Raw genomic sequence first — 14,360 nt, 5'->3', positions numbered from 1 at the left:
AAAATCCAGATGATCGATATCGGCTTTATCGGCCTCGGCACCATGGGTCGCCCGATGGCGAAGCATCTCCAGACTGCCGGCCATCGCCTGTTCCTGCACGACGTGGCGCCGATTCCGCCTGAGTTGGTCGCTGAAGGCGGCGTGGCCTGCAAATCGGGCAAGGAGGTCGCGGAAAAATCCGACATCGTCATCATCATGGTGCCGGATACGCCGCATGTCGAAGCGGTGTTGTTTGGCGAGGGCGGCGTCGCGCAGGGGATTTCAAAGAGCCAGATCGTGGTCGACATGAGTTCGATCTCGCCGCTCGCGACAAAAGAATTCGCCAAGAAGATCGAGGCGCTCGGCGCCGATTATCTCGATGCCCCGGTTTCCGGCGGCGAGGTCGGCGCCAAGGCCGCGAGCCTGACCATCATGGTGGGTGGACCCGAGCGCGCGTTCAACACCATGAAGCCGGTGTTCGACAAGATGGGCAAGAACGTCACGCTGGTCGGCGGCAATGGCGATGGCCAGACCACCAAGGTCGCCAACCAGATCATCGTGGCGCTGACGATAGAGGCGGTCGGCGAAGCGCTGTTGTTCGCATCGAAGGCCGGTGCCGATCCGGCACTGGTGCGGCAGGCGCTGATGGGCGGCTTTGCCTCGTCGCGGATTCTCGAGGTGCATGGCGAGCGCATGATCAAGCGGAATTTCGATCCCGGTTTCCGCATCGAGCTGCATCAGAAAGATCTCAACCTCGCGTTGGAAGGCGCGCGCTCACTCGGCATATCCTTGCCGAACACGGCGATCGCACAGCAATTGTTCAGTTCCTGCGCCGCGCATGGCGGCAAGGCGTGGGATCATTCCGGCATGGTGAAGGCGCTGGAGATGATGGCCAACCACGAGATCGGAAAGACTTGATCGAACGCGGAACCTGATGCGAAAGTTCCTGTTCCGCGCGCACGATCTTGGTGCATGCGGAACCGGAACATCTGATGCCTCCGATGGTTGAAACGCACCATCAATTCACTGGAGGACATAATGAACAATCGTCTTGCTGTTTCGCTCATTGCCGCTTCGCTGCTGACATCGGGCGCGGCGTTTGCCCAATCCACCACCGTTCAGGGCGCACAGGACGGCGCCCGAGCGGGTGGCCAGGTTGGCGGTCCGGTCGGCGAGGTCGTTGGCGGCACCGTGGGTGCGGCCGTGGGCCTCGGCCTGGAAATTCCGAACGCCGTGATCACGTCGATCCAGGCGGAGCGCGGGCCGTCGGTCGTGGTGCGTGAGCGCGTCGTGGTCGGCGAGCCGCTGCCGTCGACCGTCGAATTGCGCACGGTGCCGAGCCACACCGAATATCGCTATGCGATCGTCAATGATCGCCGGGTGATCGTGGAGCCGCGCACCCGCAAGGTCATCAAGATCATCGACTAAGCGCGCAGCTTGCAATTGATCCTCGCGGGGGCATTCCTCCCGCGGGGATTGTTGCGTCAGGACGCACCGGCCGTCAGGACGCACCGGCGCTCGATCGCTGCGTGCGCTTGACGACCAGATCGAAGGCCGCCGCGACGGCGAGGCCAACGCAGACCGCAAGCGCGTCGACCAGAAAATCCTCCAGCCGCGCGTGCCGCCCCGGCGCCCAGAATTGCAGGATCTCGATCACACCGGTCAGGCCGACGGCAACGGTCGCCGTCAACAAACGGTTTCGCGTGTAGGCGAGGCCGAAAACGAGGCCAAGCAATACGAAGGCGAGCGCATGCTCGCCGTCCTGTCCGAGGATACTGGCGTGCGGCCGGTATCCGGGCGGTCCGAGCGTCGCGAACGTAACGGCTGCGGCAAGACACCAGGCGAAGAGCTTGAGGGCGACTGACATGGCCTCGGCTTAGCACGATCGGGACGCGAGTATTGCACCTGCGAACAGCCACAATGCCGTGTGGTTAATGCCTAATTCTAGAGCGTTTTCGAGCGAAGTGGAGCCCGGTTCGCGTGAAGAAAACGCGTCAAAACAAAAAGCTAGAGCGGTTCCCGCACGCCCAGCCCGTGCATGAAGCGCTCCCTGATCTGCACGGGATCGCGCCGGGTGGTGCCGACGCCCGGCTTGTCGTCGATCCGCACGCCGATCAGCGTCGGTCCCGCGGCGGACATGGATTGGTCGATCAGGCGCTCGAAATCGTCCTCGTCCGCGGCCCAGGCGCTGTTGCCGAGGCCGCTGGCGATCGCAATCGCAACGATGTCGGCCACAACAGCGCCCGGCGTCGGCTGCGCACCCGTGATCTGGTAGACGCCGTTGTCCATCACCACCATCGTGAGATTCTTCGGCGCCAGGGTGGCGATCGTCGACAGCGCGCCCAGTTGCATCAACAGCGAGCCGTCGCCCTCGAGCGCGAAGATGCGGCGCTCGGGTTGCGCCAGCGCCACGCCGAGCGCGATTGGAAAGGCGAGGCCCATGCTGCCGAGCATGTAAAAATTCTGCGGCCGATGGCCGGCGGCCCACAGGTCGAAATTGGTGTTGCCGATGCCGCCGACCACGGCTTCCTCGTTCTTCAGCTTGGCGACCAGCCGCGAGGTGAGATCGAAGCGGTTCATGACCTTGGTATTTCGGGCAGGGGTGCTGTTCATGACATCGCTCACTTGTCGAAGGTCTTGCCGCCGGTCAAAAGCGGCGAGAGGATCAGCGCCACCGGCGCCTGCGTGGTGATGGACTGCTTGATCGAGCGGTCGCAGATGAACTCGAACTCGTCGAGCCGTGTGCAGGTGTGATGCTCCATCGCAAGCGAATCCAGCACCGGGCGCATAGTGCGGCACACCAGCGACTGGCCGTAGTTGAACTCGCCGAGCGTGCCGCGTTCGGTCACGAACATGATCAGCGGGATCTGGTAGGGCATCGCCAGCGAGGCCAGCACGTTGGCGAGCGTCGCAAAGCCCGACGTCTGCATCAGCACCGCGCCACGCCGCCCGCCCATCCAGGCGCCGGCGACGATGCCGACGGCTTCTTCCTCGCGCGCGGTCGGAAAGGTCGTGAAAAACGGATCGGCATGCAGGTTCTTGATCAGCGTCGTCAGGATGCGATCGGGCACATAGGGCACCAGGCTGACATCGTTGCGCTTGAGCGCTTGCAGCACGATGCCGTGCCAGCTCTTCTCCTGCGAGATCTCGGGCGAGGTCTTTTCCTCCGCAACCGCCATACTGTGTCTCCCTCGATCTTCCGAAAATTCGCGTTCGCGACGTCGTGCCGTCGCGCAGCTTTTGCCGCGCCGAAACTTGACGTCGCGGACGAGATTGTCAACATGCCTTCATCGTTACCGTGATCTGCAGACTTGGCGATGGCTTCAACGCGCCGGCATGCGACAATGTGAGATAACGAGAACATCGGGAGGGCTGCCGTGGGAGTTTGGTTCCGGATGGCTGCGGTCGCGGGATTGATTCTCGCTGCGGCCGGCGCGGCATCCGCGCAATCGTTCCCGTCAAAGCCCGTGCGCATTCTCGTGCCCTATCCCGCCGGCGGCGGCGTCGATGTCCTGACGCGCACGCTGGGTGAGGTGGTGTCCAAACAATGGGGCCAGTCGGTCGTGGTCGAGAACCGTCCAGGCGCCGGCGGCGTCATTGCCTCGCAGGCGGTCGTGACGTCGCCGGCTGACGGCTACACGCTGATCATGGTGGCGAGCGGTCATGCCACCAATCCGCTGCTGTACCCCAAAATTCCCTACGACACCTTCAGGGACTTCGCGCCGATTTCGCTGCTCGGGTCGTCGCCCAATATCCTGCTGGTGCGCGCGGATTCTCCGTTCAAGACGGTGGCCGATGTGATCGCGGCGGCGAAGGCAAAGCCAGGGAGCCTTTCGTTTGCCCACGCCGGCACCGGCACGTCGACGCATCTGGCTGGCGAACTCCTGAAGAATCTCGCCAAGGTCGATCTCAACGCCATTCCGTACAAGGGCGGGGCACCCGCGATCAACGATCTGCTCGGCGGGCAAATTCCAATGTCGTTCAACAACGGGCCGGAATCGGTCGGACAGCTTCAGGCCGGCACGCTTCGCGCGCTCGCCGTCACCACGGCCGATCGCGCGCCGTTGCTGCCCAACGTGCCGAGCATGTCGGAAGCCGTGCCGGGCTATGACACCGGCGTGTGGTGGGGCCTGCTTGGGCCGGCCGGCATGCCGCCGGAGATCCTCGCAAAACTCTCACATGATTTCGTCGCGGCCTTGAACACGGAGGCCGTGAAGGAGCGCCTCGGCAAGCTCGGCGCGCAGCCGATCGGCAGCTCACCGCAACAATTCGACGCCAGGATCCGTGCCGATTACGAAAAATGGGAGCCAATCGTCAAGGCTTCCGGGATGAAGGCGGAATAACGATGTGGTGCCTCCGATGATTCCAGCCTGCCTGCCGCCTCGTCCCGTCAGCCGTCCCAAAATTCCGCTGCCGCCGGGGGCCTGCGACACGCACGCCCATGTGTTCGGCCCATCTGATCGCTTTCCCTATGCGGATGATCGCAGCTACACGCCGCCGGATGCGCCGCTGGAAAAATATCTCGGGATGCTCGACACGCTCGGCTTTGCGCGCGGCATATTGGTGCAGGGCAGTGCACACGGCCGTGACAATTCGGCAATGCTCGATGCGCTGCGGCGAGAGCCCAATCGCCTGCGCGGCGTCGCGGTGGCCGACGCCAAAGTTTCGCCGAACGAATTGCGCGCGTGGCACGGTGCCGGCGTCCGAGGCCTGCGCTTCAATCATTTCTTCCGCGACGGGCAACTGCACTATCGCGGCGGCGTGCCGTTGACGGAGGCCGAGAAGCTTGCGCCGGTCATGGCCGAGCTTGGCTGGCACCTGCAGCTCTGGATCGACGTCAAGGATTTGCCGCAGACGATTCCGATCCTCCAAAAACTCGGCCTGCCTGTCGTGATCGATCACATGGGCCGCACCGATGCGCGCGCCGGCACCGGCACCGAGGGCTTCCAGAGCCTGTTGCGTGCGGTCGGCGAGGGCTGGTGCTGGTCCAAATTGTCGGGCGCGCATCGGCTGAGCCAGAACGCGCCCGATTATCCCGACGCGCGGCCGTTTCACGAAGCGCTGGTCAAGGCCAATCCGGAGCGCCTGGTCTGGGGCGGCGACTGGCCGCATCCGCGGGTCGAGGGCGAAATGCCGGACGCCGGACACCTGCTCGAATTGTTTCAGATGTGGACGCCTGATAAAGCGACGCAGCAGCGCATCCTCGTCAGCAATCCCGCCAAACTCTATGACTTCCCGAACTGAAAGTTGCACAACAAGATGACCGTCAACAACAAGCGCGTGTTCTACGTCAAATATCTCGCCCACGAGATCTACACCGAGATCCTGGCGGCCAGGGCCGATGTGCGGCTCGACAAGCTGGAAAACGAGAGCCCTGAATCCGTCGCGGCGCCGATTCTGGCGGCGGCGCACGCCTATCAGATCGGGGCGGCGCGCGATGAACTGGCGCCGCATTTTCATGCCCATGCAGATCTTCTGAAGCGGGCGCCGAATTTGCTCATCGTCTCCAGCAATGGCGCGGGCTTTGACCCCGTCGATGTCGATGCCTGCACCGCGGCGGGCGTGCTGGTGGTCAACCAGACCGGCGGCAACGCCAATTCCGTGGCCGAGCACGCGCTTGGCATGCTGCTGACGCTGTCGAAGCGCATTCTCGAATCCGACCGCGCATTGCGGCGCGAGGCCAATGTCAATCGCAATGCGCTGATCGGCAACGAAGCGCAGGGTAAGACCATCGGCGTTGTCGGGATCGGCAATGTCGGCCGTCGCATCGCCGAGCTCTGCAAGGGCCTGCTGCACATGAAGGTGATCGCGTACGATCCCTATCTCACGGCGGACGAAATCGCGGCGCGGGGTGCCGAGAAGGTCGAACTCGACGATCTGATGCGCCGCTCGGACTTCGTTTCGATTTCCTGCCCACTGACAAAAGACAATCGCCGCATGATCGGCGCAAAACAGTTCGCGCTGATGCAGCCGCACGCCTTCTTCATCACCACCGCGCGCGGCTTCATTCACGACGAGGCCGCGTTGTACGACGCGCTGCGCGACAAGCGTATCGCCGGTGCCGGGCTCGACGTCTGGGACAAGGAGCCGCCGCCGCCGGAACATCCGCTGCTGCAGTTCGACAATGTGCTGGCGAGCCCGCATACGGCGGGTGTTACGAAGGAAGCCCGCGTCAACATCGGCAGGATCGCCGCCGAACAGATCCTCGACGCGCTTGACGGCAAGCGGCCGCCGCGCATCGTCAATCCCGAGGTCTGGCCGACCTATGCCAAGCGCTTCGAGAAGACGTTCGGGTTTGCGCCGAAATAGGCGCTACAGGAAAACGAACCGGAAGGTGGTTCCCTTCGATACCACGCGGCCGGCGGTCGGGGCCGGAAAGTGCGCCGCAAGCAGGATGCTCGGCGTGTCCGCGAGCCGCTCGAGCAGTTTGATACGGGTGGCCCGCGCGGCCTCCCGATCGAAATCCGCCGCGTTCGACAGCCAGGGCGCCGCGCACTGGATCGGATGATGGATGATGTCGCCGGACATGACCGCGTGATCATGCCTGCCGTTCAAATGGATCTGCATATTGCCGATTGTATGGCCCGGGGCGGGCTCAAAGTGCATCATCGCGTTTCGATCGTCGAACAGCAGATGGTCGGTCTCCACGAATTCCGCCTGTCCGGCGGCAACCACCGGCAACACCGAATCTGCGAACGATCCGTGATTGACCGGATTCGTGGGGTTGGCAGCGTGGGCCTGCTCCCAATGGTGATACTCGGTGCGGCCCATCAGGTAGCGTGCGTTCGGGAAGGTCGGGACCCAACGCCCGTCGATGAGCCGCGTGTTCCAGCCGACGTGATCGACATGCAGATGCGTGCACATCACGAAGTCGACGTCTTCGGGACGAACGCCGAGTGCTTGCATGTTTTCCAGATAAGGCTGGTTGAGCTGGTTCCATACCGGGACGCGCGGCCGCGGCTTGTGATTGCCGCAGCAGGTGTCGACCAGGGCTGTCCATCGCTCGGTGCGGACTACATAGGAGTGGTGGCTGAGGATCATCCGCCCGGTGCCGGGCTCGATGTATCGCTCGTCCAGCCAGTCTCGATTGGCCGCGATCACCTCGTCATCGACATTGGCGAACAACCAGGTCTTTTCAAACGGCAGGCTGGCAATCTCGACCAGCCGGTCGATCCGCATGCTGCCAATTTTCAGCGTCTCCATGCTGGGCTTGTCAATTCCGCAGCAGATCGCCGAACGGCACCCAGCGTGTTCCGTCATAGCGGATCAGCCGCATGCTCGTCATCGGCGTATAGCGTTCCGGCGAATTATTCACCGCAGTGCCGCTGATCAGCATCGGCAGGCGAACGTCTTTCAGATTGGTCGCCTGCTTCATCACATTGACACGGGTCAGATCGTTACCGGCGGCCTTGAGCGTCGTTACCAATGTCTGGGCGATGGTGTAGCCATACACGTTGAGCCAGTCGCTCTTGTTGGCGTCCGGCAGATATTTCTCCATGAAGGCCAGCCATTCCTTGTAGCCAGGGTCATCCTTCAGGCCGGGATCGGTGCTGTCTTTCAGATACTGGCTGGAGATGACGCCGACCGAATTCTCGCGCCCCGCCGGTTCGAGCACGCCGCTGATGGAGGCAGATACGTTTGAAATGATCGTGGTCGGCTTCCAACCGATCTCGCCGATCTTGCGGATCGCCTGCGCGGCGAATTTCGGTGTCGCCGCTACCAGCACGACATCGGCGCCGCTGCTCTTCAAGAGCAGTATCTGGGTATCGATGGTGGGCGAGGTGGTTTCATAGGGGGCCTTGGAGACGATCTGATTGCTGCCGCCGAGACCTTCCTCCAGCGCCTTCAGATAATCTTTTCCGAGATCGTCGTTTTGATAGAGAACACCGATCTTTGCCTTCGGGTGGCTGTCCCTGATGTATTTGGAATATGCGAGAGCTTCGTCGCGATAGGTCGGCTGCCAGCCGACCGTCCACGGGAAACTCTTCGGATCGTCCCACTTCGCGGCGCCGGAGCCGAGGAAGAGTTGCGGCACCTTCTTGTCGTTGAGATATTTGTGCACGGCGTTGTTGGTCGGCGTCCCGACCCCGCCGAATATCAGCAGCACCTCATCGCTTTCGACCAGGCGCCGGGTCTGCTCGACGGTTTTCGGCGGACTGTAGGCGTCGTCCGCGATGATCATCTGGATCCGCCGCCCGTTGACGCCGCCTTCGTCATTGACCTTGCGAAAATAGGCTTCGGCGGATTTCGCGATCTGCGCGAAGGCGGAAACCGGCCCGCTGAGGGGGGCCGTGGTGCCGATCTTGATCGTTTTGTCGTCAGCTCCGGTGTCGTATTTCGCGGCGCCTTGCGCCTGCGCGGGGATGGCCGCCAGCACCGACAGGGCGATGCCGAGGGCGTGAAGTCGGGGTCCAGGAAAACGGCGCACTTTGTAGCTCCTCCCAGGTTTCCCGCCTCTTCGGGCGGCTTTTTGCGGTCGTTCGGGCGTACGAACGATCGTTCGTTTGACTATCGAACGATCGTTCGTTAGTCAATGTGGATGATTTCCTCAGTTTCCAATGCGGCCGAAACGGTCGCGACCTCCACCCGCGAGCGCATTCTTGCCGAAGCGCTCAGCCTGTTTGCCGAGAGCGGCTATGGCGGCGCCTCGATGCGCGAACTGGCGCGCCGGGTCGGCGTCCGCGAAAGCAGCCTTTACAACCACTTCCCGGGCAAGGCGGCGATCCTGGAAGCGATCGTCAGCGAGCACGGGCCGGCGAGTTCGGCGAGCCGCCTCGAGCAGCCGCGCTATCGCCAATTGCGCGACCAGCCCGCGGCGTTTTGCCGGCAGTTTGCCCTCGACCTCGTCGACCAATGGTCGGACCCGCGCGAGCATCAGTTCCAGAAAGTCATCACGGCGGAACGAAACCGCGTGCCGGGCATTCGCGCGAAATTCGCCGATCAGTTTTATGCGCGCGAGCAGCGCCTGATGACGGATTATTTCCGCGGCTTCACGCTGGCCGGTCTCGTCAAGACACCGGATCCGCGCGAGACCGCACGGCTGTTCGCAGCCGGCCTGATCTACATCCGCCTCGAGCACTATGTGATGGGCGCGCAGTCGTCACCGCGCGACAAGGTGATGGAAGCCATCGAGCGGTTTCTCGGTTTCTTCTTTTCGCTGATCGCCATCAGCGACGTCGCAGAGCCAACAAATACAAAAAAACGAAAAGGCAAGGGAGAAGCGCGTGGCAAGGTTACCCCTGATTGATCCGGGCGCGACCGACGGAGATATCTGCGCATCCTTTGACCGGATGCCGTTCAGCCCAAGCATCTTCCGCATGATGGCGCATGCCGAAGCCGGCATGATTCCGCCGATGCGGCTGTGCAGATCCATTCTGCGCCAACACGACGCGAGATAAAAATGTCAGAGAAGATGCGCTATGTCCGCAAGCTCAGCGCGGCGTCCGAAGGTCAGGCTCCGGGCCGCGGCCGGCTTCGGGGCCGCAGGATCCTGGTCGTCGGTGGCGGTCAGCGGACGTTCGACGCCGCGACCGATCCGGTTGGAAACGGCCGGGCGATGTCGATGCTGTTTGCCAGGGAAGGCGCCCATGTCGCGGTCGCCGACCTGCACCGCGCCAGCGCCGATGACACCGTAAAGCGCATTGCCGGCGAGGGCGGTCTCGCCTTTTCGATCAAGGCGGATATCGCGCGCGAAGCCGATGTGAACAGGATGATCGACGAGGCCGTTGATGGTCTCGGCGGGCTCGACGGCATGGTGCTCAACGTCGGCATCGGCGTCGGGGCGCTGGGGCTTGACGGTGTCGATCTCAAGGAGTGGAATGACACGTTCGCGGTCAATTTGACCGGTCCGATGCTCTGTTGCCGCAAGGCGCTGAAGCATATCGCCGATGGGGCGTCGATCGTGTTCATCTCGTCGATCGCCGGGCTTCGCTCGGGCTCACGGCTGGTTGCCTATGACACGTCGAAGGCCGCGCTTGGCGGCCTGATGCGCAACGTCGCCAAGGAAGGCGCGCGCCGCGGCATCCGCGCCAACATCATCTGCCCCGGACTGGTCGATACGCCGCTCGGACGCCACACCAGCGCCGGCCGGCCTTCCCGAAACGCTTCCGGCGCGCCGTTCGGGCGGATGGCGACGGGGTGGGAGATCGCCTACGCGGCGCTGTTCTTCATGTCCGACGAGAGCGTTTACGTCAACGCGCAGACGCTGGCGGTCGACAGCGGCATCACCGGGCTATGAGCACGGTGAGGCAACCGATCGAACAATAGCCGGCATCTTCTCGTGCCGGAAAGAAAAGTGAAAACAGGGGAGTGAGCGTATGTTGAGCAAGTCGTTGTGGCCGGCCCTTGTTGCCGGTGTAGTCAGTGCCATCGTCTGGACGGGCGCAGCCTCCGCACAGAAGAAATACGATCCCGGCGCATCCGACACCGAGATCAAGATCGGCCAGACCATGCCGTACAGCGGGCCGGCTTCGTCCTATGCCACGATCGGCCTGGCGATGAAGGCCTATTTCGACAAGATCAATGCGGAGGGCGGTGTCAACGGCCGGAAGATCACGCTGCTGTCGCAGGACGACGGGTTTGTTTCCTCGAAGACGGTGGAAGCCACGCGCAAGCTGGTCGAGCAGGATGATGTTCTGTTCATCGCCGGATCGCTCGGCACCGCGCCGAACGCCGCCGTTCAGAGATATCTGAACATCAAGAAGGTGCCGCAGCTTTTCGTTGCGACCGGCGCGACGCGGTGGGGCGATCCCGAACATTTTCCGTGGACCATGGGATGGCAGCCCAGCTACCAGATCGAAGGCGCCATTCTCGGCCGTTACACGGCTGCGACCTATCCGACGGCAAAAATCGGCGTGCTGTATCAGAACGACGATTCCGGAAAGGATTATATCAAGGGTTTCAAGGCGGGCCTGGGTGACGCCGCCAAGCTGATCGTGGCCGAGACCTCGTATGAATTGTCGGATCCTACGGTCGACTCGCAGGTGATCACGTTGAAGACCGCGGGCGCCGAGGTGTTTTTCCTGCACGCGAATCCGAGATTCGTCGCCCAGGCGATCCGCCGGACCTTTGAGCTGACCTGGAAGCCCGCGATCATCCTGCCGAGCGTTGGCGCCTCGGTCGGCGCGGCTCTGGCTCCGCCCGGTCTCGAGAAGTCGATCGGCGCCGTGACCGCGGCCTATATGAAGGATCCCACCGACAAAGTGTGGGAAAGCGACAAGGGCTTTCAGGACTGGCTCGCCTTCATGAAGCAGTGGTATCCGCGCGGAAGCCTGATCGACGGCAGCAATGTCTACGGCTACTCCATGGCGCAGACTATCGTCCAAGTCCTCAAGCAATGCGGCGACGAGCTGACGCGCGAGAACGTCATGAAGCAGGCGGCCTCCATGAAGGATCTGGAGCTTCCGATGCTGCTGCCGGGCATCAACTCAGCACCAGTGACAAGGATTTTTTCCCGATCAAGCAGATGCGGCTGGCGCGCTTTGACGGCACGTCCTGGATCGTGATGCCGAAGTGAGCCGAGGCGGCCTTGAACCCGTCCTCTCCGGGGACGGGTTCAATGCCGAAAATGCAGTTCTAATGGCCAAATCCGCGTAGAAGATTTGCGCCGCGGTGGGCGCGATTACGGCAATAATTCCACTGTCAAAGGGCGCCCGGACGACGGGCGCATTGCTATTTTCGTAGACATCTCGACTAGTTAGCCCGTTACGACCATTTTCCTTTGTGCGCCCCGTTTCTCCGGAACAACCGTTCCGCCGGGCGCCATGGAAGATGAGATGCGACAGGTAGGTACATTTCTGCGCAACGCGCCGTCCCGGATCGGACGTCGCCTGGCCCAGATCGTCGCGATCGCCGCCGCCAGCCTGCCGGCTGCCGGGGCTTAGGGCCGCTTACGTCAATCTTGAAAGTTGCGCGAACTCTACGGTTAGCGGATACCGGGCTTGTCGCGCCATGTCTGGCGCAAATTCTCTCGCGCAGCGTCAGAGCCTTGCCATCGCCGCCCGCGCGGCACATTGCGCGCGGGCTCAGCTAAAGTTCGCGAAGAGTTTTAGTCATTGGCTTCCGGCGGCAGAAAATTCACTTCATGCTCGGCCGAGATGCGCACGATTTCCGCGACGTCGCTCAGATTGTGCAGCTGGTTGAAAAGTGCTTCCAGCTTCTGGGTCGGTGAAACCCAGAACAGCGCCCGCGCCGGCTTGTCCGATTTGTTGAAATAGCCGTGCGGGATTCCGCGCGGCAGCCGGACCAGGTCGCCGGCCTTGGCCTGCACCCAGACGCCATCGAGTTTCAGGTCGAGCATGCCATCCTGCACCAGGATGAATTCGTCCTGCGTGGGGTGGATGTGGACCGGCACGAACTGGCCGGGATCACTGTTGGTCTCGAACGCAAAGGTCGAATCCGTCACGGCCTTGGGGAAATACACCTGGCCGAGGATGTTCCAGGTCTTGCCGGAATAACCGGTGCCGTTCTGTGTGATGCCTTTTTCGAGCGCCGCCATGTTGTTGATCCCTCTTTGGCTGTCGCGACGACGCTACCCCGGGCCGGCCTCCTGTCAAGCGGATGTGGGCAGGCAAGGAATGCTTCCTTACTTGCTTCCTTGCAAAAGCTTGAAGTTTAAAATAAATGTCGGGGGTCAGTTCCGGGAGGCCGACCGATGTCCAAACCGTTGCATTCCCAGCATGCGCTCGTCACCGGCGGCGGGCGAGGCATTGGCCGCGCGATCGCGGCAGCACTGTCCGAAGCCGGCGCTGTCGTCACCGTGCTCGGCCGCAATCGGGCGACGCTGGATGAAGCCGTTGCCTCAGGCGCCGCGCAGTTCGCGGTTGCTGCCGATGTCGCCGATGCGGCTTCCGTGAAATCAGCCGTTGCGGAGGCCGCCGCGCGGCGGCCGATCGACATCCTGATCGCCAATGCGGGCGCGGCAGAATCCGCGCCGTTCGGCCGCTCCGATGCGGCGCTGTTCCAGCGCATGATGGACGTCAATCTCATGGGCGTGGTGCATGCCACGCAGGCCGTGTTGCCCGGCATGCTGGAGCGCCGCCGGGGGCGGGTGGTTGCGATCGCCTCAACCGCCGGCCTGAAGGGCTACGCCTATGTCAGCGCCTACAGTGCGGCCAAACACGCGGTGATTGGTCTGGTCCGTTCGCTGGCGCTGGAAACGGCCAAGAGCGGCGTCACCGTCAATGCCGTCTGTCCCGGTTTCACCGAAACCGATCTGCTCGAGGGCAGTATCGACAACATCATCAAGAAGACCGGCCGCAGCCGTGAGCAGGCGGTGGCTGAGCTGTCGAAGCACAATCCGCAGGGCCGCCTCGTTGCGCCGTCGGAAGTCGCCGATGCCGTGCTGTGGCTGTGCGGCGCGGGCGCCGGCGCCATCACCGGACAGGCCGTTGCGGTTGCCGGCGGCGAGGTTTGAAATCCGAAACCGTCATTGCGAGCGCAGCGAAGCAATCCATCTGTCACGAAGGAAGAATGGATTGCTTCGTTGCTTCGCTCCTCGCAATGACGAATGATACAAGGGAGATCCCATGAGCAAACCCGCCAACCCCGTCACGCTGCCGCTATCAGAATATTCGCCGAAGCATTTTCTGCTTGAGGTCGACGGCAAGATCGCCACCGTGACGCTGAACCGTCCCGAGCGGAAAAATCCACTGACGTTCGACAGCTACCGCGAACTGACGGATTTCTTCCGCGCCTGCGCGATGGATGAAGAAGTCAAGACCATCGTGGTATCCGGCGCCGGCGGGAACTTCTCTTCGGGCGGCGACGTCTTTGAGATCATCGGCCCGCTGGTGCAGATGGACACCAAGGGCCTCACCGCGTTCACCCGGATGACCGGCGATCTCGTGAAGGCGATGCGCGCCTGTCCGCAACCGGTCATCGCCGCCGTCGACGGCATCTGCGCCGGCGCCGGCGCGATCATCGCGATGGCCTCGGATATGCGCCTGGCAGCGCCCGGCGCCAAGGTCGCCTTCCTCTTCAACAAGGTCGGGCTCTCCGGCTGCGACATGGGCGCCTGTGCGATCCTGCCGCGCATCATCGGCCAGTCGCGGGCGTCGGAGCTGCTCTACACCGGCCGCTTCATGGCCGCGGAGGAGGGCGAACGCTGGGGCTTCTTCAGCCGGATCGTAGCGCCCGACCAGGTGCTGGCGCAGGCGCAAGCGCTGGCGAAACAGGTGTCCGACGGGCCGACCTACGCCAACACCATGACCAAGCGGATGCTGGCGATGGAATGGGCGATGTCGGTGGAAGAGGCGATCGAGGCGGAAGCCGTTGCCCAGGCCCTGTGCATGACCACGGAGGACTTTGCCCGGGCGTTCGAGGCGTTTTCCAACAAGCGGTCGCCGGTGTTCCAGGGGAATTGAGCAACCAAGTAGCCCGGG

Annotated in this window: 15 protein-coding genes and 2 pseudogenes; 11 read left to right on the top strand and 6 right to left on the bottom strand. The window is 62.9% G+C overall.

Annotation, left to right across the window (positions count from 1 at the left end):
• The first annotated feature begins 9 nt into the window (after window positions 1-9).
• Entirely contained in the window at window positions 10-897 is an 888-nt protein-coding gene (locus JQ575_RS22245) for a 2-hydroxy-3-oxopropionate reductase (protein ID WP_212035291.1), read from the top strand.
• A 120-nt stretch (window positions 898-1,017) separates the two neighbouring features.
• A complete protein-coding gene (locus tag JQ575_RS22240) occupies window positions 1,018-1,407 on the top strand; it encodes a DUF1236 domain-containing protein (RefSeq protein WP_212035290.1) in 390 nt (129 codons plus the stop codon).
• Between the two features lie 73 nt (window positions 1,408-1,480).
• Here JQ575_RS22240 and JQ575_RS22235 read toward each other — a convergent pair whose 3' ends face one another.
• The 3 genes from JQ575_RS22235 to JQ575_RS22225 form a co-directional block, all read right to left on the bottom strand.
• On the bottom strand, window positions 1,481-1,846 hold the full coding sequence (locus JQ575_RS22235) for a VanZ family protein (protein WP_212035289.1): 366 nt from the start codon (window positions 1,844-1,846) through the stop codon (window positions 1,481-1,483).
• 140 nt (window positions 1,847-1,986) lie between these two features.
• Window positions 1,987-2,592, bottom strand: coding sequence for a thiamine pyrophosphate-dependent enzyme (locus tag JQ575_RS22230; protein WP_212035288.1), 606 nt, complete (start codon window positions 2,590-2,592; stop codon window positions 1,987-1,989).
• 8 nt (window positions 2,593-2,600) lie between these two features.
• Window positions 2,601-3,158 carry a thiamine pyrophosphate-binding protein gene (locus JQ575_RS22225; protein ID WP_212035287.1) on the bottom strand — a complete coding sequence of 186 codons (558 nt, stop codon included), beginning with the start codon at window positions 3,156-3,158 and terminating at the stop codon, window positions 2,601-2,603.
• A gap of 216 nt (window positions 3,159-3,374) precedes the next feature.
• Here JQ575_RS22225 and JQ575_RS22220 point away from each other — a divergent pair, with 216 nt between their 5' ends.
• Genes JQ575_RS22220 through JQ575_RS22210 form a run of 3 tightly spaced genes read left to right on the top strand, consistent with a single transcriptional unit; the run spans window position 3,375 to window position 6,288 of the window.
• Window positions 3,375-4,322, top strand: coding sequence for a tripartite tricarboxylate transporter substrate binding protein (locus JQ575_RS22220; RefSeq protein WP_212035341.1), 948 nt, complete (start codon window positions 3,375-3,377; stop codon window positions 4,320-4,322).
• Window positions 4,323-4,338: 16 nt separating this feature from the next.
• Window positions 4,339-5,223 (top strand): amidohydrolase, encoded by an 885-nt coding sequence (locus tag JQ575_RS22215; protein ID WP_212035286.1) that lies wholly within the window; start codon window positions 4,339-4,341, stop codon window positions 5,221-5,223.
• Window positions 5,224-5,238: 15 nt separating this feature from the next.
• The gene (locus JQ575_RS22210) at window positions 5,239-6,288 is read left to right on the top strand and encodes a hydroxyacid dehydrogenase (protein ID WP_212035285.1); all 1,050 of its coding nucleotides are present in this window, start codon (window positions 5,239-5,241) and stop codon (window positions 6,286-6,288) included.
• 3 nt (window positions 6,289-6,291) lie between these two features.
• On the opposite strand, the gene JQ575_RS22205 is transcribed toward JQ575_RS22210, so the two are convergent.
• Both JQ575_RS22205 and JQ575_RS22200 read right to left on the bottom strand, forming a co-directional pair.
• Entirely contained in the window at window positions 6,292-7,182 is an 891-nt protein-coding gene (locus JQ575_RS22205; RefSeq protein ID WP_212035284.1) for an MBL fold metallo-hydrolase, read from the bottom strand.
• 10 nt (window positions 7,183-7,192) lie between these two features.
• Window positions 7,193-8,407 carry an ABC transporter substrate-binding protein gene (locus JQ575_RS22200; RefSeq protein WP_212035283.1) on the bottom strand — a complete coding sequence of 405 codons (1,215 nt, stop codon included), beginning with the start codon at window positions 8,405-8,407 and terminating at the stop codon, window positions 7,193-7,195.
• Window positions 8,408-8,518: 111 nt separating this feature from the next.
• On the opposite strand from JQ575_RS22200, the gene JQ575_RS22195 reads away from it, so the two are divergent.
• The 4 genes and pseudogenes from JQ575_RS22195 (at window position 8,519) to JQ575_RS22185 (ending at window position 11,494) form a co-directional block, all read left to right on the top strand.
• On the top strand, window positions 8,519-9,226 hold the full coding sequence (locus JQ575_RS22195) for a TetR/AcrR family transcriptional regulator (protein WP_212035282.1): 708 nt from the start codon (window positions 8,519-8,521) through the stop codon (window positions 9,224-9,226).
• Window positions 9,204-9,362 (top strand): annotated as a pseudogene (locus JQ575_RS44795) (carboxymuconolactone decarboxylase family protein); the annotation flags it as partial. The gene JQ575_RS22195 and the pseudogene JQ575_RS44795, both read left to right, overlap by 23 nt.
• 17 nt (window positions 9,363-9,379) lie before the next feature.
• A complete protein-coding gene (locus JQ575_RS22190; protein ID WP_212035281.1) occupies window positions 9,380-10,216 on the top strand; it encodes an SDR family NAD(P)-dependent oxidoreductase in 837 nt (278 codons plus the stop codon).
• A 79-nt stretch (window positions 10,217-10,295) separates the two neighbouring features.
• A pseudogene (locus JQ575_RS22185) lies at window positions 10,296-11,494 on the top strand (ABC transporter substrate-binding protein).
• A 531-nt stretch (window positions 11,495-12,025) separates the two neighbouring features.
• Here JQ575_RS22185 and JQ575_RS22180 read toward each other — a convergent pair.
• The gene (locus tag JQ575_RS22180) at window positions 12,026-12,475 is read right to left on the bottom strand and encodes a cupin domain-containing protein (RefSeq protein ID WP_211996955.1); all 450 of its coding nucleotides are present in this window, start codon (window positions 12,473-12,475) and stop codon (window positions 12,026-12,028) included.
• Between the two features lie 156 nt (window positions 12,476-12,631).
• Between JQ575_RS22180 and JQ575_RS22175 the strand changes: the two genes are divergently transcribed.
• Window positions 12,632-13,393, top strand: coding sequence for an SDR family NAD(P)-dependent oxidoreductase (locus tag JQ575_RS22175; RefSeq protein WP_212035280.1), 762 nt, complete (start codon window positions 12,632-12,634; stop codon window positions 13,391-13,393).
• A gap of 112 nt (window positions 13,394-13,505) precedes the next feature.
• Window positions 13,506-14,342, top strand: coding sequence for an enoyl-CoA hydratase family protein (locus tag JQ575_RS22170; protein WP_212035279.1), 837 nt, complete (start codon window positions 13,506-13,508; stop codon window positions 14,340-14,342).
• Window positions 14,343-14,360: the final 18 nt, after the last annotated feature.

The sequence above is a fragment of the Bradyrhizobium sp. JYMT SZCCT0428 genome (genome assembly GCF_018131075.1).
GTDB lineage: Bacteria > Pseudomonadota > Alphaproteobacteria > Rhizobiales > Xanthobacteraceae > Bradyrhizobium.
Note: the sequence above shows the minus strand (reverse complement) of the source record. Positions and strands in the feature narration are given on the sequence as shown.

What these genes read in the sequence shown, in the direction of transcription:
- JQ575_RS22220 (WP_212035341.1), top strand. Translation starts at nt 3,375, where the DNA reads ATGGCTGCGGTCGCGGGATTGATTCTCGCTGCGGCCGGCGCGGCATCC.
- JQ575_RS22215 (WP_212035286.1), top strand. Translation starts at nt 4,339, where the DNA reads ATGATTCCAGCCTGCCTGCCGCCTCGTCCCGTCAGCCGTCCCAAAATT.
- JQ575_RS22235 (WP_212035289.1), bottom strand. Translation starts at nt 1,846, where the DNA reads ATGTCAGTCGCCCTCAAGCTCTTCGCCTGGTGTCTTGCCGCAGCCGTT.
- JQ575_RS22180 (WP_211996955.1), bottom strand. Translation starts at nt 12,475, where the DNA reads ATGGCGGCGCTCGAAAAAGGCATCACACAGAACGGCACCGGTTATTCC.
- JQ575_RS22240 (WP_212035290.1), top strand. Translation starts at nt 1,018, where the DNA reads ATGAACAATCGTCTTGCTGTTTCGCTCATTGCCGCTTCGCTGCTGACA.
- JQ575_RS22175 (WP_212035280.1), top strand. Translation starts at nt 12,632, where the DNA reads ATGTCCAAACCGTTGCATTCCCAGCATGCGCTCGTCACCGGCGGCGGG.
- JQ575_RS22190 (WP_212035281.1), top strand. Translation starts at nt 9,380, where the DNA reads ATGTCAGAGAAGATGCGCTATGTCCGCAAGCTCAGCGCGGCGTCCGAA.
- JQ575_RS22205 (WP_212035284.1), bottom strand. Translation starts at nt 7,182, where the DNA reads ATGGAGACGCTGAAAATTGGCAGCATGCGGATCGACCGGCTGGTCGAG.
- JQ575_RS22210 (WP_212035285.1), top strand. Translation starts at nt 5,239, where the DNA reads ATGACCGTCAACAACAAGCGCGTGTTCTACGTCAAATATCTCGCCCAC.
- JQ575_RS22170 (WP_212035279.1), top strand. Translation starts at nt 13,506, where the DNA reads ATGAGCAAACCCGCCAACCCCGTCACGCTGCCGCTATCAGAATATTCG.
- JQ575_RS22225 (WP_212035287.1), bottom strand. Translation starts at nt 3,158, where the DNA reads ATGGCGGTTGCGGAGGAAAAGACCTCGCCCGAGATCTCGCAGGAGAAG.
- JQ575_RS22195 (WP_212035282.1), top strand. Translation starts at nt 8,519, where the DNA reads ATGATTTCCTCAGTTTCCAATGCGGCCGAAACGGTCGCGACCTCCACC.
- JQ575_RS22245 (WP_212035291.1), top strand. Translation starts at nt 10, where the DNA reads ATGATCGATATCGGCTTTATCGGCCTCGGCACCATGGGTCGCCCGATG.
- JQ575_RS22230 (WP_212035288.1), bottom strand. Translation starts at nt 2,592, where the DNA reads ATGAACAGCACCCCTGCCCGAAATACCAAGGTCATGAACCGCTTCGAT.